General features: G+C 63.1%; 24 protein-coding genes. 4 read left to right on the top strand and 20 right to left on the bottom strand.

All coding sequences use genetic code 11. The features are described 5' to 3' along the window. Positions 1-7: 7 nt before the first annotated feature. Entirely contained in the window at positions 8-214 is a 207-nt protein-coding gene (locus AABA34_RS03105) for a toxin-antitoxin system HicB family antitoxin (RefSeq protein ID WP_252259591.1), read from the top strand. Here AABA34_RS03105 and AABA34_RS03110 read toward each other — a convergent pair. The 6 genes from AABA34_RS03110 to AABA34_RS03135 are packed head-to-tail and all read right to left on the bottom strand — an operon-like array spanning position 211 to position 5281. Further along, positions 211-1059, bottom strand: a complete 849-nt coding sequence (locus AABA34_RS03110; protein WP_338303847.1) for an FAS1-like dehydratase domain-containing protein — start codon at positions 1057-1059, stop codon at positions 211-213. The genes AABA34_RS03105 and AABA34_RS03110 overlap by 4 nt on opposite strands. Further along, on the bottom strand, positions 1059-2285 hold the full coding sequence (locus AABA34_RS03115) for an acetyl-CoA C-acetyltransferase (RefSeq protein ID WP_338303848.1): 1227 nt from the start codon (positions 2283-2285) through the stop codon (positions 1059-1061). The genes AABA34_RS03110 and AABA34_RS03115 overlap by 1 nt, the downstream gene beginning before the upstream one ends. Further along, positions 2282-3526, bottom strand: coding sequence for a CoA transferase (locus tag AABA34_RS03120; protein ID WP_338303849.1), 1245 nt, complete (start codon positions 3524-3526; stop codon positions 2282-2284). Before AABA34_RS03120 ends, AABA34_RS03115 begins: the two co-directional genes overlap by 4 nt. Continuing rightward, positions 3519-4721 carry an acyl-CoA dehydrogenase family protein gene (locus AABA34_RS03125; RefSeq protein ID WP_338303850.1) on the bottom strand — a complete coding sequence of 401 codons (1203 nt, stop codon included), beginning with the start codon at positions 4719-4721 and terminating at the stop codon, positions 3519-3521. Before AABA34_RS03125 ends, AABA34_RS03120 begins: the two co-directional genes overlap by 8 nt. Beyond that, entirely contained in the window at positions 4718-4960 is a 243-nt protein-coding gene (locus tag AABA34_RS03130; protein ID WP_338303851.1) for a hypothetical protein, read from the bottom strand. The genes AABA34_RS03125 and AABA34_RS03130 overlap by 4 nt, the downstream gene beginning before the upstream one ends. 3 nt (positions 4961-4963) lie before the next feature. After that, entirely contained in the window at positions 4964-5281 is a 318-nt protein-coding gene (locus AABA34_RS03135; protein WP_338303852.1) for a hypothetical protein, read from the bottom strand. Between the two features lie 141 nt (positions 5282-5422). Between AABA34_RS03135 and AABA34_RS03140 the strand changes: the two genes are divergently transcribed. Next, complete coding sequence (locus AABA34_RS03140; protein ID WP_338303853.1) at positions 5423-6430, top strand: right-handed parallel beta-helix repeat-containing protein; 1008 nt, start codon at positions 5423-5425, stop codon at positions 6428-6430. Between the two features lie 11 nt (positions 6431-6441). Here the strand turns inward: AABA34_RS03140 and AABA34_RS03145 are convergent, their stop codons facing one another. Genes AABA34_RS03145 through xth form a run of 4 tightly spaced genes read right to left on the bottom strand, consistent with a single transcriptional unit; the run spans position 6442 to position 9501 of the window. Beyond that, entirely contained in the window at positions 6442-7128 is a 687-nt protein-coding gene (locus AABA34_RS03145) for a tetratricopeptide repeat protein (protein WP_338303854.1), read from the bottom strand. Beyond that, positions 7128-7640, bottom strand: a complete 513-nt coding sequence (locus AABA34_RS03150) for a GNAT family N-acetyltransferase (protein WP_252259600.1) — start codon at positions 7638-7640, stop codon at positions 7128-7130. The genes AABA34_RS03145 and AABA34_RS03150 overlap by 1 nt, the downstream gene beginning before the upstream one ends. Beyond that, entirely contained in the window at positions 7637-8716 is a 1080-nt protein-coding gene (gene ribA / locus AABA34_RS03155; protein ID WP_338303855.1) for a GTP cyclohydrolase II, read from the bottom strand. Before ribA ends, AABA34_RS03150 begins: the two co-directional genes overlap by 4 nt. Further along, positions 8713-9501 (bottom strand): exodeoxyribonuclease III, encoded by a 789-nt coding sequence (gene xth / locus AABA34_RS03160; protein ID WP_338303856.1) that lies wholly within the window; start codon positions 9499-9501, stop codon positions 8713-8715. Before xth ends, ribA begins: the two co-directional genes overlap by 4 nt. A gap of 98 nt (positions 9502-9599) precedes the next feature. Here xth and AABA34_RS03165 point away from each other — a divergent pair, with 98 nt between their 5' ends. After that, on the top strand, positions 9600-11018 hold the full coding sequence (locus tag AABA34_RS03165) for an alkaline phosphatase (protein WP_338303857.1): 1419 nt from the start codon (positions 9600-9602) through the stop codon (positions 11016-11018). A 230-nt stretch (positions 11019-11248) separates the two neighbouring features. On the opposite strand, the gene AABA34_RS03170 is transcribed toward AABA34_RS03165, so the two are convergent. The 5 genes from AABA34_RS03170 to pabB form a co-directional block, all read right to left on the bottom strand. Beyond that, on the bottom strand, positions 11249-11923 hold the full coding sequence (locus AABA34_RS03170) for a LolA family protein (RefSeq protein WP_338303858.1): 675 nt from the start codon (positions 11921-11923) through the stop codon (positions 11249-11251). Between the two features lie 67 nt (positions 11924-11990). After that, complete coding sequence (gene rpmG / locus AABA34_RS03175) at positions 11991-12158, bottom strand: 50S ribosomal protein L33 (protein WP_034956237.1); 168 nt, start codon at positions 12156-12158, stop codon at positions 11991-11993. Positions 12159-12290: 132 nt separating this feature from the next. Next, positions 12291-12707, bottom strand: coding sequence for an alternative ribosome rescue aminoacyl-tRNA hydrolase ArfB (arfB, locus tag AABA34_RS03180; protein WP_338303859.1), 417 nt, complete (start codon positions 12705-12707; stop codon positions 12291-12293). Next, positions 12700-13401, bottom strand: a complete 702-nt coding sequence (locus tag AABA34_RS03185; protein ID WP_338303860.1) for an RluA family pseudouridine synthase — start codon at positions 13399-13401, stop codon at positions 12700-12702. Before AABA34_RS03185 ends, arfB begins: the two co-directional genes overlap by 8 nt. A 35-nt stretch (positions 13402-13436) precedes the next feature. Next, positions 13437-15251, bottom strand: coding sequence for an aminodeoxychorismate synthase component I (pabB, locus tag AABA34_RS03190; protein ID WP_338303861.1), 1815 nt, complete (start codon positions 15249-15251; stop codon positions 13437-13439). A gap of 106 nt (positions 15252-15357) precedes the next feature. Between pabB and AABA34_RS03195 the strand changes: the two genes are divergently transcribed. Next, positions 15358-16932 carry a helicase HerA-like domain-containing protein gene (locus AABA34_RS03195; protein WP_338303862.1) on the top strand — a complete coding sequence of 525 codons (1575 nt, stop codon included), beginning with the start codon at positions 15358-15360 and terminating at the stop codon, positions 16930-16932. Here AABA34_RS03195 and AABA34_RS03200 read toward each other — a convergent pair whose 3' ends face one another. From AABA34_RS03200 to AABA34_RS03220, 5 genes are all read right to left on the bottom strand, one after another. Then, entirely contained in the window at positions 16933-18366 is a 1434-nt protein-coding gene (locus AABA34_RS03200) for a sensor histidine kinase (protein WP_338303863.1), read from the bottom strand. It lies immediately after the preceding gene. A gap of 7 nt (positions 18367-18373) precedes the next feature. After that, positions 18374-19117: a response regulator transcription factor gene (locus AABA34_RS03205; protein ID WP_338303864.1), complete on the bottom strand. Its 744-nt coding sequence runs from the start codon at positions 19115-19117 to the stop codon at positions 18374-18376. Positions 19118-19196: 79 nt separating this feature from the next. Then, a complete protein-coding gene (locus AABA34_RS03210) occupies positions 19197-19922 on the bottom strand; it encodes an EF-hand domain-containing protein (RefSeq protein WP_338303865.1) in 726 nt (241 codons plus the stop codon). A gap of 288 nt (positions 19923-20210) precedes the next feature. Further along, entirely contained in the window at positions 20211-20591 is a 381-nt protein-coding gene (locus AABA34_RS03215; RefSeq protein ID WP_252259612.1) for a VOC family protein, read from the bottom strand. Positions 20592-20674: 83 nt separating this feature from the next. Then, positions 20675-22492: an aminopeptidase P family protein gene (locus tag AABA34_RS03220; protein WP_338303866.1), complete on the bottom strand. Its 1818-nt coding sequence runs from the start codon at positions 22490-22492 to the stop codon at positions 20675-20677. Between the last annotated feature and the right edge of the window lie 130 nt (positions 22493-22622).

Here is a 22622-nt window from a genome sequence, read left to right on the forward strand (position 1 = left end):
GGCAGCCATGGCTGCACCCGCTCAGAAAAAGGCCTTCGCCCTGCGGCTCGATCCGGCAGTACATGCCGCGATCGAGCGGTTGGCGGGGGCTGAACTTCGCTCTGCCAACGCGCAGATCGAGATGCTGCTGCGTGAGGCTTTGTCGGCGCGTGGAATCGAGGTGGAGAAATCGAAGGCTCCAAGGCGGGGTAGGCCGCCCAAAGCGCAAGATTAGAGGCTGGCCCTTGCCTTGGTAATCTGGCGCCCGTCATCGGCAAAAGCCGCCATGTCGAAGCCATCATCCGATTTGCGCATCACCAGATGCAGCGGCTCTCCGACTATGGCCGGAGAAACCCCGCGAAACTCGAAGTGCCGCAGCCGGTTCTCGCCCAGCTCCCGCGCGGCCAGTTGCAACAGCAGGCTGGCTGTCAGCGGACCGTGCACCACTAGTCCGCGATACCGCTCGACATCGCGGGCGTAAGGCGAGTCGTAATGGATGCGGTGCGTGTTGAAGGTGAGCGCGGAATAACGGAACAGCAGACGCGGATCGGGCGTGATGGGGCGGTGTGCTTCCCAATCTGACGGGTCAAACTGGGCGTCGCTCATATCCGGGGGGCTGAGCGGCGCGTCGAGCGCGGCGGCCTCGCGATAGACCAGCGTCTGCGTCTCGCGCACCGACAGCGTACCGTTGGCGTGGGTTTCATGCTCCACATCGACAAAAGCGAGCTTGCCCGAACCGCCTTCCTTCTCGCTGATCGAGGCGACGCGGCTGATCCGCTCGATCACGGCTCCGCGAGCGATGGGAGCGATGAAGCGGATTGCGCTGGATGCCCACATCCGGCGTGGCATGGGGAACGGGGGCAGGAAGCTGACTGCGCTGTCGTCGCGGGCGGGATGACCGTCTTCACCCAGCGCCGTGGTGGGCGCATCGGGCGTGCACAGGGCAAAGTGGATGCCCTGCGGCAGGATCGCCTCGCCCTGATCCAGATCGAAAGTCGCGAGCCAGCGGCCTGCAAGCCCCTCGTCCAGCCGATCCTTCGCGCGCTGTTCGCGCCCGATCCACGCGTCCCACTCGCCCATCAGGCTGCGCGCTCGAACACCGCCGCGATGCCCTGGCCACCGCCGATGCACATGGTTTCAAGCCCATAGCGCACCTCGCGCCGGTGCATTTCGGCAGCCATGTCCGCAAGGATGCGTCCTCCGGTCGCGCCGATGGGATGGCCCAGCGATATGCCCGAACCGTTGACGTTGAGGATATCGCGGCGGCTGTCATCCGCGCTCCAGCCCCAACCCTTGAGCACGGCCAGCACCTGCGGCGCGAAGGCTTCATTGAGTTCGACGAGGCCGATATCGTCCCAGCGGTATCCGCGCCGCGCGAACAGGCGTTCGACCGCCGGAACCGGGCCGATACCCATGCGCGACGGGTCGCAGCCCGCCGCAGCCCATCCGCCGAACCATAGCGACGGGCTCAGACCCAATTCCTCAAGCTTGTCCTCCGCGACCACCAGACATGCTGCCGCCGCATCGTTTTGCTGGCTGGCGTTCCCTGCGGTCACGATGGCATCGGGGTCACGCTTGAGGTCGATTGCGCGCAAAGCCCCAAGCGTCTCCATCGAGGCATCGGCGCGGTAGCCTTCGTCATGGTCGAACAGCACCGGATCGCCGCGCCGTTGCGGCACCTCGACCGGAACCAGATGGCCATCGAACTTGCGTTGCTCCCATGCGGCAGCAGCGTTCTGGTGCGAGCGGACCGCGAAGGCGTCCGCTTCCTCGCGGGTAATGCCGTAATCCTTGGCGAGGTTCTCAGCCGTCTCAATCATACCGGTGATCACGCCGAAGCGTTCAATCGGCTGGCTCATCAACCGGCCGCGCGAAAGGCGATCGTGCAGCGTCATGTCGCCCATGCGCACACCGCCGCGCAAATCGGTGGTATAATGTTCGACATTCGACATGCTTTCGACACCGCCCGCGACAACCACATCCGCCATGCCGGTCTCGATCATCATCGCCGCCGTCGCCACCGCCTGCACGCCCGATCCGCACCGCCGATCAAGCTGGAAGCCGGGGACCTCGATTGGCAGGCCCGCGGCAAGCCAACTCCAGTGCCCGATCGCAGGCGCTTCGCCATTGCCGTAGCCCTGGCTGAACACGACATCGTCGACCCGCTCGGGATCGATCCCGCTGCGTTCGATCAGCGCTTTCAGGATCACCGCGCCCAATTGGCCGGCATTCATGCTCGACAAGCCGCCGAGGAATTTGCCGACGGGGGTCCGCAGGGGCGATACGATTGCTACTCTTCTGGTCATTTGTTGTCCTTATCAGACAGGGCCACCGTTCCGGCATCCACCAATTTGCCAATCGCGCCGCTCGACAGGCCGAGCCGCTCTGCCAGAACCTCTTCCGAATGCTGGCCCAGATAGGGCGCGGGGGCGGGGTTGCCCGGTTCCTGTCCCGGCAGATTGGCAAAGCTGCGGGTCGCCGGATATTCGAAGCCCGAAGGGTTGGCAGGGGATGGCCCGAACAGCGGATTGGACGCCACCAGCACCGGATCGTTCGCGGCTTCATGCGCGGTGCGATACTTCTCGAAAGTGCACCCTTCGGCCGCCATGCGGGCTTCGAGCGATGAATATTCGTGCGCAGAGGCTACGTTCTGGAAAATGTCGAACAGCGCGTGACGGTGTTCGAAGCGCGGGCGGTCACCAGCCGAGAAATTGGCCCCGGTTGTGGCTTCCAGCTGGCCGATAGGCGTGGCGACGCCAAACGCTGCCACCAGCCCCTCCCACTGCTTGGGCGTTAGCGCCGCAACCATAAAGCGCACCCCGTCCTTTGAGCGGAAATCCCGCCCGAACGCGCCCCAGATCGCATTGCCGAGCCGCTCCCGGTCGGAGCCGCGATAGAGCATTTCCGCCATCAATCCTGAATTGGCGACCGTGCCGATCGCCACATCACCCAGCGGGACGCGCACTTCGCTGCCCTGGCCCGTCGCATCGCGGTGGCGCAGGGCGGCGAGCAGGGCGAACGCGCAGTAAGCTCCGGTGATGAAATCCCAAGCGGGCAGCACCTGATTGACCGGCGGCGCGGTTTCCATGTCCCAGTCTTCGGGACCCGTCATCAACGGGTATCCCGACGCGGCGTTGACGGTGAAGTCCATCGCCTGCCGTCCGTCATGCCAGCCCATGATCCTCACCGATGTGAGGTCAGGTGCGCCCTGCGGCTGGGCCGCTTTTACCGCGTCATGCGCGAGGAAGCTCCTTTCCGGCAGATTGGTGATCAGCTGCCCGGTGCGCGCCGCCAGTTCGACGCACAATTCGCGGCCCTCGGCCGAGCGAAGATCCAGCGCCACCGATTTCTTGGCGCGGTTGAGGTTCTCCCACGAAAGCGAGCGGCCCTCTTTGGTCAGCATGTAGCGATCGTAATCGAGACCGCCTGCCTTGTGATCGACACGGATCACCTCTGCACCCATTTGCGCGCAATAGAGGCCCGCCGTGGGCGAAGCGACAAAGCTGGAGACCTCGATTATCGAAAGGTCGGCTAGAAGCTTATACATTCCCGCTCCATTCGCGCAGCATGTGCTTGGCGATCTGGAGTTGCAGGATCTGCGTCGTGCCTTCGTAGATGCGATAGATGCGCGCATCGCGATAAAAGCGTTCGGCGTCGTATTCGGCAAGGTATCCCGCGCCGCCATAGACCTGCACCACCCGGTCCACCACGCGGCCGCACATTTCCGAGGCGAAGACCTTGAACGCAGCAGCCTTGACGAGGATGTTCTCCCCGCAATCGGCGCGTGCGGTCACGTCCTTCATCATCGCTTCGGCGGCGTAGATCTCGATCTCGCTGTCGGCGAGCATCTGCTGGATCAGCTGGAAATTTGCGATCGGTTCGCCGAATGCCTTGCGTTCATTGGCATAGCGCAAGGCTGAATCGAGCGCGCGGCGGGCATAGCCGGTGGCCGCCGCACCAACGCTGATGCGGCCATTGTCGAGGCTCTGCATGGCAAAGCGGAAACCACGGCCGGTTTCACCGCCGAGCAGCGCTTCGCCCGGCACCTTCACATCGTCGAGCATGATGTCGGAGATATGGCTACCGGATTGCCCCATCTTCTTGTCTGGCGAACCGGTGGAAACGCCCGGAGAATTCATCGGCACCAGAAACGCGCTGACATGCGCGTTCTTGGGCAGAGCTTCTTTCTCCGTCCGCGCCATGATCAAGGCGACTTCGGCGTGCGGGGCGTTGGTGATGTAGCGCTTGGTGCCGTTGAGGATCCAGCCATTGCCGTCCGGATCAGGGGTGGCGGTGGTTGCCATGGCGGCGCTGTCACTGCCCGAACCCGGCTCTGTCAGGCCAAAACAGGCAATCTTGCCTTCGGCGATCTTGGGATACCATTCCGCCTTCTGGGCTGCGGTCGCCCCGTTCTTCAGCGCGCTGGCGAACATGCCGACGTTGATCGAGAAGATCGAGCGGTATGCGGGCGCGGCATAGGCCATGATGTTCACGACGCGCGCATATTGCGTCATATTCAGCCCGGCGCCGCCGTATTCTTCGGGCACGGCCAGGCCGAACAGCCCCATTTCGCGCATTTCATCAATGATCTCAGCCGGGATCGCATCGTTTGCGATCACTTCGGCTTCCGCCGGAATCAGCCTTTCACGGACGTAGCGAGTCAGCTGCTCGGCAAATTGTTCGAAGGTATCCTCATCCATTCCCGGATTGTGGCCAAGGGGATGCTGGGGCTGGGTGTTCATTCGGTTTCTGCCTCTTGCGGGGTTTCGGGTTCCGGCGTCTCTGCGCCATCCTCTGCCACGTCGACGGGTGGCAACACGCCTTCGGGAAGCTGGCGCTCGTCGAGCATTTCGGCGGCTTCCTCCAGCGCCTGCGCTTCGCCTTCGCTGACAGCACCCGGTGCGCTGCCGCCCTGTTCATTGCATGCCGAAATCGCCGCCATAAGCGTGATCAGAGCCGCTGCACGATATGCTGAACGCATGGGCTATTCACCTTCACTGTCATCAGCCGCTTCGGCGACGGCGGCAGCCTCTGCGGCGACCTGGGCAGCGGCATCGCCAGCCTGCTGCGCGGTGCCGGTATCAGGGGTGCTTGCTGCGGCATCGGTTGGCGCGGCCAGCGCATCAGGGTCTGCCACGGGTTCGTCGGCCACAGGCTCAAGCGCGGCGTCTGCGGGCATTTCAACCGTTTCGGGCATCGCCTCGGTCGAAGCGTCGTCGGTGCTGCCACATGCGGCGAGCGCTGCCGCTCCGGCGCAAAGCAAGGCCAAGGTCCGTGCGTTACGGATGGTGAGCGTGTTCATCGGGGTCTCCTCTCATTTCCCGAAAGCCCGGATCGTCTAGCGGCGATGGCCGGGTTAAGCCAAGGGGCAATTGCTGCATCGAAACGGCACAGGCCCAACACAGGCACGTTGGGACTGTGCGAATCACGATATGATGTGCGCATGGTACAGCTCGCATCGCAAACCCGTCGCCCCTTTGCCTCCACTCTTGCCAATGCGCTCGACTGGATGTTCCTTGCGTTCGTGCTCGGCCTTGCCGTCTCGGCATTACTGCCGTCGAAGTCTGCCGCGCAATCGGGCGGCGCGCCTTTCACGGTGATAGAGACCGGCCGCACCTATGGCAGCCTGCAAGCCGCCGTCGACGCGATCGGTGACCGGCGCGGCACGATCGAGATCGCACCCGGCGCCTATCGTCAATGCGCTGTGCAGACTCAGGGAGTCGTCCTGTTCGTCGCGCGCGAGTACGGCACGGTAACTTTCGATCGCACCGCCTGCGAAGGAAAAGCCGCACTGGTTCTGCGCGGGCTGGGTGCGGAAATCCGCGGTATAACCTTTAGCAACATCAGCGTGCCCGACGGCAATGGCGCCGGGATCCGCCTTGAAAAAGGGGTGCTCAATGTCGCCTATGCCCGGTTCCTTGACAGCCAGCAGGGCATCCTGAGCGCCAATGACACTGGCGGGCGCATCTATATTGCCCGCTCGACCTTCAGCGGACTTGGTACCTGTGAAAACTCAGCCGGTTGCGCGCATTCGCTCTACATCGGCAATTATGGCGAACTGACGGTGGTCGACAGCCGTTTTGAACGTGGTCGCGGTGGGCACTATGTCAAGGCGCGCGCGGCGCGGGTCACGATCGAGAACAACAGCTTCGACGACGCACAGGGAAGCGGCACCAATTACATGATCGACCTGCCGGCCGGCAGCCAGGGCAGCATCGCCAACAACTGGTTCGTGCAGGGGCGCGACAAGGAGAACTACTCCGCCTTCATCGCGCTGGGCGCTGAAACCGTGCTGCATCCTTCCGATGGCCTTAGTGTCCGCAACAACGAAGCCCGCTTCGTTCCCGGCCTGCAACGCCGCAGCGTCTTCTTCGCCGACTGGACCGGATCGCGAGTGGAACTGGCAGGCAATCGGCTTGCAAGCGGGTTGACCAATTACGAGCGGCGGTGAGCCCCAAGGCCCTATGAAACGTCGAGGCCGAGTTCTTCCGCGATCACCATGGCCCGGGCTTCGATTGCCTTGAAATCGACTTCCGGCATCTCCGCAGCGACATTGTAAAACGCCTGTTCGGAATCCTCATTGCCCATCGCGGCGCCGACGAGGAACCAGGCGAGTGCTTCTTCGGAGTCCTGTCCCACTCCCTCGCCAAGGTGGAACATCACCCCTACGCCGCGCACCCCGCCGCTATCGCCGAGGCGTGCGGCGCGCATGTAGCTGTAGAGTGCGGCACTGTAGTCTTGCGGCGTACCGCGCCCGGTTGCCTGCATCACGGCGAGGCTGACGATCGCATTGGCGTAATCCTCGCTCGCCGCTTCCCGGAAATAGCCGACGGCCTCCTCCAGCGAGCCATTTGCGGCACCGGTGTCGATCATCACCCCCAGCCGCCAGCGCGCGTAGTTTTCTCCTTGGGCGGCTGCGATCCGATAGTGCGATGCCGCTGTCTGCGCATTGGCCTGAACACCGTCTCCGTTCTCGTAAAACCGCCCCAGCCACGCATGTGCAAGAGGATCACCACGTTCCGAAGCGATGCGCGCTTCCTTCACCGCAGCGGTGTAATCACCACTCTCGTAAAGCGAGGCGATCTTGTCTGATGACGCGTTGCCAAGGCTGAAGATCAACACAAAGGCTAGAAAAACGGAGCGCAACATCACAGATCCCCCTCAAAAGCTCGAACATAGGATTGTTCGCATGCCGGGATCGGTGAGCCAAGGCTCTTGACCTGAAATGCCCAGCCAAGCTCGCCCGCGAGCCACATCGGTGTGCCTGCTTCAAACCCGAAGCGCGAATAGATCTCCGGATTGCCGAGGACAGTGATGCCCTTTGCCCCGTGCTCGCGCATCATGGCCTCACCAGCCTCGATCAGCGCTCGGCCGATACCCTTGCCCTGATGCGCAGGTTCGACTGCGACCGGGCCAAGCACGACCCACCCCGTGTCGCCATTGGCGAGGATCGCCGGGGAGTAGGTGATCTGGCCGATGATCGCCCCGCTCGCTTCGTCCACTGCCACCAGCGACAGCAGCAAGTCGCCGTCAGCCCGCAAGCGGTCAATCACATCCTGTTCGTCTCCATCCGAATAGGGGTGCCCGTCAAAGGCGCGTGTGACCATCGCGTGGATCGCGGCCTGATCGCCGGGTTGCTCCGTGCGGATCGAATAGCTCATGTCAGCAGGTGGCCCGATCTGTCGCGCTTGGTCGAAAGATAGCGGGCGTTGTGCGGATTATCCGGCAGTTGGTGCGGAACGCGCTCGGCCACAGTGATCCCGGCTGCCGTGAGTGCATCGACCTTGGCCGGGTTGTTGGTCATCAGCCGGATTTCGCGGGCGCCGAGCAGTTCCAGCATCCGCGCTGCGGTGGGGAAATCGCGCGCTTCGTCCGGAAGGCCAAGCCGCTGGTTTGCATCGACCGTGTCGAACCCTTCGTCCTGCAGACGATAGGCGCGCAGCTTGTTGACGAGACCGATGCCGCGCCCCTCTTGCCGCAGATACAGCAACGCGCCCCAACCACCGTCATTGCGCGCATGCTCCGCCATCGCATGAAGCGCTGCATCGAGCTGCGGGCCGCAATCGCATTTGAGGCTGCCGAGGATGTCCCCCGTCAGGCATTCGGAATGGAGCCGCACCAGTGGAAGCCGGTCGCCCGATTGTTCTCCGATGATGAGCGCGACATGTTCGCGCGTGTCGGCGGAGGAGCGGAAAGCGACGATTTGCGCCTCCTCGCAGGCGCTTACCGGAAGCTTCGCGCGGGTGATGATCCGCAGCGCGCCTGCATCCGAGTATGCGCCGAGATCGCTGGCTGACAGCCGATGCGCTTCGCCCGCGTTTTCGGGATTGACCATGAATGCGGGCAGAATTCCTGCAATCCGTGCCAGTTCCATCGCCGCGCTGGCGGTTGCTTCCCAGTCCAGCGCCTCGGCGCGAAACGGGCCTTTGAAGGGGTTGGCAAGATCGAGGGCAGGATCGGCGATCGGGATGGCGCTCCGCAGGTCAAACGGTTCGCCACCGTGGATCAGCACAGGGGCATGCGGCACGGCGGCGTCGCGTTGGTTGGCGAGTTTGAGCGTCGCGGCGCGTGCCGCCGATATCAGTAGGCGTGCGCTTGTCGCCTCGCTCGCAATTGCCGTCTCGATCGGAAGCAGGACAGGGCCATCCTCAAACGCCAGTGGCCAGCCGTGGCGCAGCGCGTCCACCGCCTGAGCCGCACGGCGTGCCGCCGAGACCGGAGGCGATGCGTCGCTCAAATATCGAACTCGGTTATCAGCGGGACATGGTCGCTGGGCTTTTCCCAGCTGCGGGCATCCTCAAGCACGCGGTGCGCGGTCGATTGCTTCGCGAGATCGGCACTGGCCCACATGTGATCGAGCCGCCGCCCGCGATCATTCGCCTTCCAGTCCTTGGCCCGGTAGCTCCACCAGCTGTAATACCGCTCCGGATCGCGGATATGCTCGCGCCCGATATCGGTCCAGCCGTGGGCATCCTTGAATCTTTGGAGTGTCTCGACCTCGATCGGCGTGTGGCTGACGACCTTGAGCAATTGCTTGTGGTTCCAGACATCGGATTCGAGCGGGGCGATGTTGAAATCACCGACGATCAGCGTGGGTTTATCTAGCTTGTCCGCCCAACGGGTCATGCGTTCAAGGAAATCGAGCTTCTGGCCGAACTTGGGGTTGATCTCCCGATCAGGTTCGTCGCCACCGGCGGGGATGTAAACGTTTTCGACCACCATGCCCTTACCCACGACTTCGACCCCGATATGGCGCGCTTCGCCATTGTCCTGCCAGTCGTGGCGCGAAACCTCGCGGATCGGCACTCGGCTGATGGTGGCAACGCCGTGATACCCCTTTTGGCCGCAAATCGCCTGATGTTCATAGCCAAGCGCAGCCAGCGCCTCTGTGGGAAACTGGTGCTCCTGACACTTGATTTCCTGCAGGCACAAAATGTCCGGCGCGTGCTCCGCCAGATATTTCTCGACGATCGGCAGGCGCAGGCGAACCGAATTGATGTTCCAGGTGGCAACAGAAAGCATGATCGGGGATGTAGGCAGGAAGCTGCGGAAACTCCACCTTTCACTTTTCCGCCGCAATCGGACACGATAGCAGCGTTGACAGACATTGGAGATTTCGCATGACCATCCATCGCAGCCTAGCCCTTGCCGCCGCATCATTGGCGCTCGGCGCGTGCAGCACGACAACCGTCAGTAACTACGGCGGAGACGAGCCATTGGCGGTGGCTCCTCCGGTCGAAGCGCCTAGAGCAAAGAATGTCATCCTGTTCATTGGCGATGGCATGGGCATTTCGACCATCACCGCCGCGCGCATCTATGCCGGGCAAAAACAGGGCATGAGCGGGGAGGAATATGCCCTGCCGTTTGAAACCTTCGACAATGTTGCGCTGGTCAAAACCTACAACACCAACGCCCAGGTTCCCGACAGCGCGGGAACGGCAACGGCAATGCATTCGGGTAAAAAGACCCGCATCGGCGTCCTGGGAATCGGCCCGGAAGCCGCAAGTGGATCGTGCGAGGACGCGCTTGCCCATCCTCTGCCGCTGCTGGGTGAGGAAGCGAAGCAGCGTGGACTGGCGCTGGGCATCGTCACCACGACGCGGATCACGCATGCAACCCCGGCCAGCGTCTATGCGCGCAGCCCTGATCGTGACTGGGAGGCCGATAGCGCCATCCCCGAAGACCAGCGCGGCAAGGGCTGTGCCGATATTGCCAGCCAGTTGGTGGCCGCCAATTGGGATGTCGCGCTGGGCGGAGGCACCGGGGCGTTTTACGGCAAGGAAATGGGTGGAATGCGGCTGGATCCCGACGCCAATCTACCCGGCGAATGGACCACGCGTACTAGCGGCACCTTCGTGCGCAGCGCCGCCGCGCTCGAAGCCGCGCCGATGGACAAGCCCGTGCTTGGGCTCTTTTCGCCCAGCCACATGACTTACATGGCTGAACGCGAAAGCGGATCGCAGGAGCCGACCCTCACCTACATGACCGCGCAGGCAATTGCCCGACTCGATCGTGATCCCGATGGCTTTTACCTTATGGTCGAAGGCGGGCGGATCGATCACGGCCACCATGCTGGTCAGGCTGGCTATGCGCTTGAGGAAGCTGTCGAATTCGCCCGCGCCATCGAATATGCAATTGCCAACACCGATCCGGAAGAAACGCTGATCATGGTCACCGCCGATCACAGCCACGTCTTCACCATTGCCGGCTATCCGCGGCGCGGGAACGACATTCTGGGACTGGTAGTGCCGCCAGAAGGCTTGATGTCCCATTCGGACGAGCCGCTCAAGGCGTCTGATGGCCAACCCTATACTACGCTGGGCTATGCCAACGGACCGGGCGCGATTGCCGGCGAACGCCCGCGTCCCGATACCGGGGTCAGTGCACGGCAGCAGGCGACCGTGCCACTGGGCAGTGAGACTCACGCAGGCGAAGACGTAGCCCTCTATGCCCAAGGGCCGGGGGCCGACGAAGTGCGCGGCGTGATTGAACAGAATGTGATTTACGACCTGATCCGCAGCGCCTTCGGCTGGAACTGACCTAAGCTTCGAGGCAACAAAAAACCCCTGTGCCGGGGGCGATGGCACAGGGGTTCGATGTTAGCGTTCGTCACGCTTTGGCAAGGCGGAGACTTACAGGGCGAAGGCAACAGGGGGAAACCTTCGCGTTCAACCGCCTTGTTGAGAATGATTAGCCGGTTCCGGCTTTCAGTTGAATGAACGCGGGTGGGATTCTGTCGCGTTCCTACAACTTTTCACGGCCCAGCCGTTCAACGCGGGCGACGAGACGAACGGCGCGGGTCGCGGAACTGAAATGTGCTCTCAGGCACGTCGACGCCGTAGCGGTGATTCGAGAGCCGCACAGTGGTCCGGTAATTCTGCGCGTCCCTCGCGACCCAATTCATCAGCTGCAATCCGCCCGGTGCACTCGGATTGCGCTGGAAGTTCATGATGATCCGTCCGAATTCCGGCCTGTCGGGGTCGCGCACGTCGACGCTGATCACCTGCGAGGACCCGGTGTCCACCAGCGTGCCGTATTGCTTCACGTCGCGATTGGGATCGAGCAGCGCGCCCAGCGGCGAATTGCGGATCGGCCAGCGTTCGACCTGATTGACCTCGTAATCGATCATGTAGAGCGAGCGACCGTTCGACACGACCAGCAGATCGGCATCGCGGCCATAATCGAATCGGATCTTGCCCGGCCGCTTGAGCGTCATCGTCCCGGCGACCGAGCGTCCGGCCCGGTCAGTCTGGGTGAAGTCAGCCTTCATGGTGGAGATGCTGCGCAGCGCGGTCACGGCGCGGTCCAGATCGCCCGGATTGGTTTGCGCAGCGGCAGGAGCGCTCAAGGACAAGGGTGCCGTCCCTGCCGAGAGGGCGAGCGAAATTGTTCCGGCAGCGGCAAGCGCCAGTGCGGTGCGAAGAATAAGGGGCTTTTTGCTCATGATCGCCCAGCTAATGCGTGAGCGTTAAACTGTCGATGAATTCCGGCGAGCGGAACCACGCGAGATCTTACTTGATCTTCGCTTCCTTGAATTCGACGTGCTTCTTCGCGACCGGATCGTACTTCCGGAACGACATCTTCTCGGTGATGTTGCGCGGGTTCTTCTTGGTCACGTAGAAAAAGCCGGTGCCTTCGGTCGACACGAGCCGGATCTTGACGGTTGCTGGCTTCGCCATGACGGTATCCTAAAATCGGGTGAGGCCGGTCCGGCCCGAAAAACAAAGGGCGACGCTTGGCGCGCCGCCTCACAGACGCGCGCCTCTGGGCGATTCACGGGGAAAAGTCAAGCTTCGGTGCCGTGACCCGCGTCACCAATCTGAACGCGAAGGTTTGCCGCGGTTGGCCTTTACCTCGCCGCGCGCTTTCTTTGCCTTCAGCCGCTGGGTCTTGCCGACCCGGTTGAGCCGCGTCCTGGAACGCTTGCGCGGTGCGCGATGTGCGGCCTCGAGCAGCTCTTCGAGCTTCGCCCGCGCTTCCTGCCGATTCGCTTCCTGCGTGCGGTGTGTCCTGGCCGTGATCAGCAGATCGCCCGAAGCGGTCAGTTTCGACCCGGCCAGCTCGCGCAACCGCGCAAACACCGGGGGTGGCAGCCGCAGGGCATAGACGTTGACCCGCAGTTGCACTTCGGTCGCGACCTTGTTGGCGTTCTGTCCTCCCGGCCCCGACCCGGCGAGGAAGCTTTCCTGAGCCAGCGCGTGAGCGCGGTTCAGAAGCGTTTCATCCATCGGGCAATTCCGGAGCGGGCGGTGCGGACAGTCCGGCGCGCACGAAATCCTCGGGGAAGGGCGCGTAGGCAGTGATCCTCGATTTGCCTTCCCGGTCCAGCGTGAGAGTTTCAGCGTGAAGCATGGTGCGCGGTGCGCCGGTATGCTGCCCGTGGATCGGCCCATAAACCGGATCGCCCAAAAGCGGAGCCCTCAGCCCCTGCAGCGCATGGACGCGCAACTGGTGGGTACGCCCGGTTTCGGGGCGGAACCGGATGAGCGAGCGCCTGCGATCACCCTCTCCGATGGTTTCCAGCAATTCCCAATGCGAAACAGCCGGTTTGCCCTTCTTCGCCGCAATCATGCGCCAGCCTTTTTCGGCCGAGCTGATTTTCGAAAGCGAAAGCTCGATCGTGCCCGATTGCTCGCGCGGTTCGATGTCGATCACGGCAAGATAGGTCTTGCCTACCAGCCGATCCTCGAACGCCTTGTTGAAACGCTTCAGCGCCTTGGGGTTGCGGGCGAGCAGTAGGCAGCCGCTGGTGTCGGTATCAAGCCGGTGCACCGCCATCGGGCGACGCTGAAATCCAAGCTTCAGATCGTCGAGATGATCGTCGAGGGACTTCCCGCCGCGCCGGGGGCGATCGACCGGCAATCCTGCCGGTTTGTCGATCACCAGCGCTTCGCCGTCTTCGTACAGGATCGGGATGGTCATGTGCGTCTTTCAGGCCGTGTGGCCATGTCAGGAGTTCAGATCAGTTTTGCAGCGAACAGGCCGCGCACCGCATTGCCCAGCTGGAACCCGCCGGCAAGGTCATCGAGCGTCAGTTCGGCTTCGCGGGCCTGCCCTTTCTCTATCAGATAGGCGCGCAAGACGCCGGGAAGAAGTCCCAGTCCGGCAGGCGGGGTCAGCAGTACCCCGTCACGTTCAACGAAAACATTGGTGTAGCTGCCCTCGGTCACCAGACCGTCGGCGCGAACCAGCACCGATTCCACAGCGTCCATGCGCTTTGCTGCGGCCAGCGCGTCCTCATAGAATCCTCGGTCGGATGTCTTGTGCGCCAGGCGCCAGTCTGACGGATCGAGCGGGTTGGGCAGCGCGATCACCGGAGCCGGACTGGGCAAGGGTGCTGGCAGCGGCCCGGTTTCCAGCGCCGTCGCGCCGCTGCGCGATGCCAGCAGCCGCAGCTTTGCCGGTTCTTCCAACTCGAAGCACAGTGCCTGAATCTGGTTGCGCGCGGCATGGCGATCGAATTCAAAGCCCAGCGCCTGCGCGCTTCGCTTCATCCGCTCCAGATGCAATTCCAGCAAGGCGATGCCCGTTTCGGGGTCGAACGCCATGGTCTCGATAAGGTCGAACGCGGCGGCAGTGTGATCTGGAGAAGATCGCCGGGCGAACCCTGCCTTGACCTCGCATTCGCGGCGTTCGGCCTGGCTGTCGCTGTCTGCAACGATGGCCGAACCCACGCCAAGCACCGCATGGCCCTGACCGTTCTCGATCGGGGTCAGGCGCAGTGTGCGGATGGCCACGTTGAACGCGGCGTTGCCGTCTGCGCCGATCCGCCCGATTGCCCCGCAATAGGGGCCGCGCGCGTCGCGCTCTACCTCGTTGATCAATTCCATCGCGCGGATTTTCGGTGCCCCCGTGATCGAACCGCAGGGAAAGATCGCCCGCACCAGATCGATCGCGCCTCTGCCATCTGCCAACTGCGCCCGCACCGTCGACACCATCTGGTGAACCGTGGGATAGCTTTCGACCGCGAAGGGCGCGTCGACCCGCACGCTTCCCGCCTCGGCCACGCGCGACAGATCGTTCCGCATCAGATCGACGATCATCAGGTTTTCGGCCTTGTCCTTGGCCGATGTTGCAAGTTCGCTGGCCAAAGCCGCGTCAGTCTCTGGGTCGTCCGCGCGGGGGCGGGTGCCCTTCATCGGCTTGACCTTGGCACTTTTGCCATCGAGCGCGACGAACAGCTCAGGCGAAAAGCTGAGCAGCCAGTGCGTTCCGTCAAAGATCATCCCGCCATAGCCTGCGCTCGCAGCCGAACGCAGCGCCGCGTAAAGCGCGACGGGATCACCGCGATACGAACCTGCCAGCGGATAGGTGAGGTTGGCCTGATAGATGTCGCCCGCGTGGATCGCCTCTCGCAGCGCCGCAAACGCCGCGTCATATCCTCCCGGGGAAAGTTGCGGGTCGAGCGGGCCGATGCTGGCGCCTGCCTCAGCGCGCGCCGCCAGCCAATCTGGCACATCGGCAGCGGCAATGCGCTCAGGCGGATCGAACGCGCCGAGCCATATCAGCGGTCCGTTCGCGCCGCTGCGGAAATCGGCCAGTCTTGCCAGCCTCGGCTCAAGCGCCAGCCCCGCTTCATAGGCTATATAGCCGGCAATCTCTGATCCGGTCCGCCGCGCCTGCTCTGCTGCTTCAAGTACAGCGGAAACCTCCGTTGCCTGATATGCGACGAAAACCTCGCGTGGTGCCGAATACAACAATGCATCCGCTGCGCCTTCCGTGCGCGCATCGTCAAGCAATACGAATATCTGTGTCGGTTCGGCCTGACCCATGTTTCACGCATTAGCCCAAACGCGCGCCAAGTCGAGACCTTGACCACCACGCTTTGGCTCTGCACACCGCCTGAAAGCACTTCGGGGTAAGGGAAGCATACAAAACATGAGCGACATTTTTCTGGGACTGGGCGGCAATGGCGAAAACCAGAGCCTCGCGCTGTCGCGGGCGAACCGGCACGGACTGGTTGCCGGGGCGACCGGCACCGGCAAGACGGTGACGCTGCAGGGGCTTGCGGAGAGTTTCTCTGCCGTGGGCGTTCCAGTGTTTGTCGCCGATGTGAAGGGCGATCTTTCGGGAATCGCCATGCCCGGATCCCCCACTTTCAAACATGCCGACAAGCTGGAAAGCCGGGCCAGGGAACTGGGAATGGACGACTATGCCTATTCCGACAATCCGGTGGTGTTCTGGGATTTGTACGGAGAGCAAGGCCACCCCATCCGTACCACGATCAGCGAAATGGGCCCGCTGCTCCTCGCTCGCCTGCTCGATCTTAACGAGACGCAGGAAGGCGTGCTGCAGATCGTGTTCCGCTACGCCGACGAAAACGGCTTGCTGCTGCTCGATTTCGGCGATTTGCAGGCAATGCTGCAATGGGCGAATGAGAACGCTTCCGAGCTTTCAGGCAAGTATGGGAATGTCTCGAAACAGTCCGTCGGCGCGATTCAGCGTCAGTTGCTTTCGTTTGAAGCCCAAGGCGCGAATCACTTCTTTGGCGAGCCTGCGCTGGAAATCGACGACTTCCTGAAAGTGGACGAACAGGGGCGCGGTTACGTCAACGTGCTTGCCGCGGACAAGCTGATGCGCGGGCCGAAGCTCTACGCCACTTTCCTCCTGTGGCTCTTGGCGGAACTGTTCGAGACGCTGCCCGAAGTGGGCGATCCGGAAAAGCCGAAGCTGGTGTTCTTCTTCGATGAGGCGCACCTGCTGTTCGACGATGCGCCCAAGGCTCTTCAGGAGAAAATCGAGCAGGTCGTTCGCCTCATCCGATCAAAGGGTGTGGGCGTGTATTTCGTGACGCAGAACCCGATCGACATTCCCGAAGAAGTCGCAGGGCAGCTGGGCAACCGGGTGCAACACGCGCTGCGTGCCTTCACCCCGCGCGATCAACGGGCGATCAAGGCTGCGGCTGAAACCTTCCGCATCAATCCCGATCTCGACGTGGAAGCCGCGATCACCGAACTGAAAGTGGGTGAGGCGCTGGTTTCGACACTGGACGAAGAGGGCGCGCCCACCGTGGTTCAGCGCACGCTGATCAAGCCGCCGCGTTCGCGCCTCGGCCCGGTTACCCCAAAGGAACGCGCGATCATTCAGTCTATCAGCCCGTTCGAGGGCAAATACGACACCGCGATTGACCGCGAAAGCGCCGAGGAAGTGCTGCTGGCCAAGGCTCAGGATGCGGTCGATACTGCCGAAGAGGTGGCCGAACAGGGCGAGGAAGAGGTGCGCAAGCGCTCGCGCAAGTCGACCTCGATATGGGAAAAGGCGATCTCGCGCGGGACGAAGGTTGCCGCAGGCGGGCTGGCCGGTGTGGCAGCGGCCAAGGTGCTGGGCAAGAAAAGCCGCGCCGATCCGGTCGCATCAGGGATCACATCGGCGGCCGGTTCGATTGCTACCGATCTGGCAGGGCCGATTGCCGGACGCTTTGTGCGCAACCTGATCGGCGGGCTGATGCGGTAATCAGAGCGGCAGGCGCAATTCCGCTCGGAGCCCGCCGCCCTCGCGATTGCCAAGCACCAGATCGCCGCCATGCTGCTGCGCGATAGCGCGGGCCAGCGTCAGGCCGAGCCCGGCACCACCGGTTGCGCGGTTGCGCGATGCTTCGCCGCGAGTGAACGGCTGCATCATTTCCTCGATCCGGTCGGGGGCTATGCCCGGCCCGTCGTCCTCCACCCGCAGAACCGCCATGTCGCCATCGCGCAAGATGCTGATCCGCGCCGCCTCGCCATAGCGCACCGCGTTCGAGACGAGATTGCGCAGCGCCCTCCTTACCCAGGTCACCTGCACATCCGCGACAATCCGGGGAAGCTCGGCGATGGTCACAGGCTCGCCCAAGTCCTCGAATTCCTCGACCACACCCAAGGCGAGCTTACCGAGATCGACCGTTTCGCGCCCGCTTCCGTCGCGCCCAACGCGTGACAGGGTGAGAATATCGTCGAGCGTTGCCGTGATATCCTCGATGCTGGAAGCCATTTTTTGCCGCTGGATTTCGTCCGGCACGCTTTCGATGCGCACCCGCAGGGCGGCAAGCGGCGTCTTCAGATCGTGCCCGATCGCGCCAAGCATCACGTCCTTTTCATCGAGCATGGCCGCGATCCGCGCTTCCATGCGGTTGTGCGCTGCGATCAGACGGCGCATGTCGCCAGGACCGGCTTCCTCGATCACCACCGCGCGGTCGGGGTTGCTGGCAAAATCGCCCACCCTCTCGGTCAGTCGTTGGAGTGGCCGGGTTATACGCCGCAGGATTAGGAACAGGACCGTCATCAATACGGCGAACAGCAACACGGTCTGAAGGGCGATGCCCCAGCCGAAATTCGGTTCACCGGGCGGAATTCTAACCCGCGCAATGCGCCATTCGCCGCTTTCCTCAAACTGAATTCCGGCAACCAATATGCGTTCATCCGCCCATCCGGGACTCAGAGCGAGACGGAGCGGACGCTGGCCCGCTTCTCTCAGAATGGAACCTTCACCAACACGCCGCTTCGCCCACTCCTGCATGGCCGGATCGTCGCCTGCACGACGCACCACCAGTTGGAGCCGATAGGGTTGCACCCCCTGGCCTGCCAGAATCTCCTCCAGTATTTCCGCACGTCTATCGAGGTTGTGTTCACTTGGAAGGATTGGAGCGTCCGGACTGGTGATCGTGCGCAGCGGCCTGCGCTGTCCGCGACGCAAACCTTCCGCATTCCGGTCAGGCGGAGCACGCCAACGCTCTTCGCGTGCATTCGGATCGAGCAATAGGTTAAGCGCCACCCGGTTAAGCAACGCATTTTCCCTCCGGCTTTCGGCGGCGCTGTACAACAGAACAGCCGTGACCATCTGTGTGACCATGAGCGCGATGCCGATTGCCAACATCGTCTGGCCGAGCAAACTCTTTGGAAGGAATCGCCTCATCGCCGGATCAAGCCTCTGGTGCGGGCGGCACCCGCTTGACCTGTGTGGCAAAGCGATACCCGCCTCCGCGCACAGTGAGGATCAGTTGCGGATCGCGGCTGTCGGCTTCGATCTTGCGCCGCAGGCGACTGATCTGGTTGTCGACGGCGCGATCGAACAGATGGGCGGCGCGTCCTTGCACCAGATCGAGCAGCAGGTCGCGGTCCAGCACCTTACGCGGGCTATCGAGAAAGGCGCGCAAGAGGCGGAATTCGGCGGTGGAGATGGGGACGGTGACGCCTTCGGGATCGGTCAGTTTGCGCTTGAGCGGATTGAGCATCCAGCCTTCGAAAGCATAGTGCCAATCCTGCATCTCCTGCTGCGGAGACGTGCCGCGACTTATGCGGCGAAGCACGGTGCGGATGCGGGCGACAAGCTCGCGCGGCTCGAACGGTTTGACGACATAGTCATCCGCGCCCAGCTCCAGCCCGACAATCCTGTCGGTCGCCTCGCCGCGTGCGGTCAGGAAGATGACCGGCAATTGCCGCGTTTCGACCAGATGGCGGCACAGCGAAAGCCCGTCCTCCCCCGGCATCATGATGTCGAGCAGGACGATATCGGGCCGCATTTCTGTCAGCACCGATCGCGCCGCCGCCGCGCTCGCCGCTTCGGTAACGGCGAATCCTTGCGCGGTGAGATACTCGGCCAACGGCTCGCGCAGGGTCGGTTCGTCATCGACCAGCAGGATGCTTGTGGGGGCGTTGTCGTCCATCAGGGTGTTCATGAAAGCAGCCGGACCGGCGCGCAACCCGTGGGAAGCAGGCCGGTCCGGCAATTTTTCGGTTTCCGGATCAGTTTGCAGGCCGTTGGCGCTGCATCCGGCGTTCGCCACGCTGTTCGCGCATCGCGCTGCGGGCGGCCTCGCGCTCGGCTGCGGTGATGGTGCCCGAACCATCGGTGTCGACCTTGGCAAAGCGGGCTTCGATTGCTGCGTCGAATTCGGCTTTGGTCACGACCCGATCCTGATTGGTGTCAGCCTGACGCAGCATCCGCATGCCGCGCTGGCCACCACGCGCTTCGCCGCCGCGTCGGCCATGTCGTGCTTCGGCGCGCTCTCCGCGCTGGCCGCGTTCGCCCCGCTGGCCGCGCTCTCCACGAGCCTCGCGGGCAGCCCGAAGCTCGGCTTCGGACAGGGCGCCGCTGCCGTCGCTGTCAAAGCGTTCAAGCATGCGTTGCTGGCGTTCGGCCCTGCGTTCATTGCGCTTCGCCTCTCGCGTCGCCTGCGCTGCGGCCATTTCGGCGGGCGAGATTTCGCCGTCGCCATTGGTGTCGGTCTGCGCAAAACGAGCGGCGCGGCGTGCTTCGCGGTCTTCGGCGCTGATCTGGCCGTCGCCATTGGCATCCATCCGGGCAAACCGCGCGGCGCCGTGAGCCTTGGCCTCGGCCAGCGAAATTTCGCCGTCGCCATTGGTGTCGGCTGCCTGCGGTCCGCCGTGCTGCTGGGCAATGGCGGCACCCGCCCCGCCCAAGGCCAGGGCTGCGGCCGCAATCGAAAGGGTCAATGTGGTTTTGCGCATGATCGTAATCCTCGTCCTCTTGGTTCGTCACAAGAGTTGCGACGAGGCGCCGGAGAAGACTTCGGGCACCTTGCGGCACCGGTTGGGCATAGGGGCAGGCCCGCCCGGCAGGTAACGCCGCATCGTCAGGGGAGGGGTGCCACTGGCAACCTCGCCGCAACTCATGACACCCGTTCTAAGGCGGGCATGTCGCAGGATTATGCCGAAAGGCGGCAAAAGTGTCGCGGATTGTATCGCAGGGCCGCCGTCGTTCATCCAAGCGCCAGAAAAGCCCGCCTTTCAGCCCCTTCAGCCGGGTGCGACCATGCAGAAGGCGTTGAGCTTGTTGCCGTCGGGATCGCGGAAATAGCCGGCATAGAACCCGTCGTCGCCGCGCGGCCCCGGCGCACCTTCGTCGCTGCCGCCATTGGCCAGCGCGGTGTCATAGACCGCCTGCACCTTTTCCGGACTGTCCACCTGCAAGGCGACCATGGTGCCGTTGCCCACGGTGGCTTCGGCCCCGTCAAACGGCTTGGTCGCAGCGATTCCTGCCGGGCCGCCCATTTCGCCCCAGGCGATGAAAGTGTCGAAATCCATCATGCGCCCGACGCCGAAATGCGCCGCAATCGCATCGTAGAATTTCGCCGCACGGGCAAGGTCATTGGTGCCGAGGGTAACGTAGCCGATCATGTGCATTCTCCCTGATGCGAGCCGCCCTTCGCGACTCGCAATAGGAGAACATTAATAGAACACTCGTCACTGCGCAATCGCGCTCAAAGCGGCGCGGTTTGCGCCTCGAGCCATGCCAGATCATCACCTTCGAGTTGCGGCGCGACGATTTTGCGCACTGCCGCATGATAGGTGTCGAGCCAATCGATCTCGCTCGGAGTCAGCAGGCTCTTGTCGATCAGGGTGCGATCGATCGGTACGAAGGTGAGGCAGTCGAACCCGAGATAGCGGCCCTCCGCCCCTTCGATTTCGCGCTCCACCGTCAGCACGAGGTTTTCTATCCGGATGCCGAATTCGCCCGGTTTGTAATAACCCGGCTCGTTCGAGAGGATCATCCCTGCGAACAATTCCTGCGCAGTACCGGCCTGCCCGCCCATCGGCTTGGCAATGCGCTGCGGGCCTTCGTGGACGCCAAGGAAGCTGCCGACACCGTGGCCGGTTCCGTGAGCGTAATCGACTCCGCCTTCCCACAGATATTGCCGCGCCAGCACGTCGATCTGACCGCCGCAGGTCCCTTGCGGAAACACTGCACGATCAATCTGGATGTGGCCTTTCAGCACGCGGGTGAAGCGGTCCTTCATTTCCGCCGTCGGCTGCGCGCCGTCGGGCGAATTGATCCAGACCGTGCGGGTGATGTCGGTGGTGCCAGCGGGATATTGGCCGCCCGAATCGACGAGATAGATCGAGCCCGGCGGGATCGGGATATTGCTGTCCTCGTCCACCTTGTAGTGCGGCAGCGCGGCGTGACCGGAGGCGGCGCTGATCGTGTCAAAGCTGGTGTCGCGCAGATCGCCGTGCTCGCGCCGGAACCCCTCCAGCTTGGCCGCAGCGGCTAGTTCGTCGATCCCGCCTGCGGGTGCGGTCACTTCCAGCCAGCGCAGGAAGCGGCTGACAGCGGCTCCGTCGCGCGCCTGCGCGTCGCGGTGGCCCTGCACTTCGGCGGAGTTCTTGATCGCCTTGGCAAGGATTGTCGGATCCTGCTTGAAGGTGAATTTCGCCCCTCCTTCACGCAGAGCCTGCGCAATGCCGACGACGCCGAAATCGGGATCGACGCTGACCTTCTTGCCCTTAAGTTCACCCGCAAGTGCCGGGGCAAATTCGTCGCGTGCACGGATTGTCACCGCATTGCCGAGATGCTGCGTGAGCTCGGGCGTTACCTTCTCAGGCGCGATGAACAGCTCCGCGCGACCGTCGCTATGCGCGATGACATAGGACAGCGCCACCGGGGTGTGCGCCACATCCGTGCCGCGGATATTGAGCAGCCAGGCGATCGAATCGAGCGCCGGGATCACCACCGCGTCGAGCCCCTGATCGGTCAGCCAGTCTGCCACCGCCGCGCGCTTGTCCGCCGATGATCGACCGGCAAGGTCTTCGGCATGGACGATTGCCACCGCATCCGAAGGTGCAGGTTGATCCGCCCATACGGCGTCGATCGGATTGCTGTCTGCCGGGACCATTGCGATCCCTGCAGGTTCGACGATCTTCTCCAGCGCCTCGACCCAGCTCCATGTGTGAAGCCACGGATCATAAGCGATCTTCGCGCCTTTCTCGCAGACCTCGGCCAGCCAGTCGCCCAGCCGATCGCCCGGAATGCTGCGATATTCGAACAGCGATCCGTCGACCTGCTCGCGCACCTGCACGGTGTAGCGCCCGTCAACGAAGATCGCCGCGTGGGTCAGCGTAACCGCAGCGAAGCCAGCCGACCCGCCGAACCCGGTCAACCATGCGAGCCTTTGGGCATAATCGCCGACATATTCGCTCATATGTTCATCGGAGATCGGGATGATGAAACCGGCTAGGCCGCGCCGCTTCAGCTCTTCGCGCAGGGCCTTCAGTCGGGCTTCGTGGGTTTGCATCAGCATCTTGTCGGCTCCCGGCTTGCGCGCGGGCCTTGCCGCGCGTCAGAGTATGTCTAGAACCCCCCACATAGGCCGCTTGCCTGCGGCTTTCCACCGGGCACTTTGTTCAAGGAAGTTTTCAACGTGTCGAAAT

The sequence above is a fragment of the Erythrobacter sp. Dej080120_24 genome (assembly GCF_036322605.1).
GTDB lineage: Bacteria > Pseudomonadota > Alphaproteobacteria > Sphingomonadales > Sphingomonadaceae > Erythrobacter > Erythrobacter aurantius.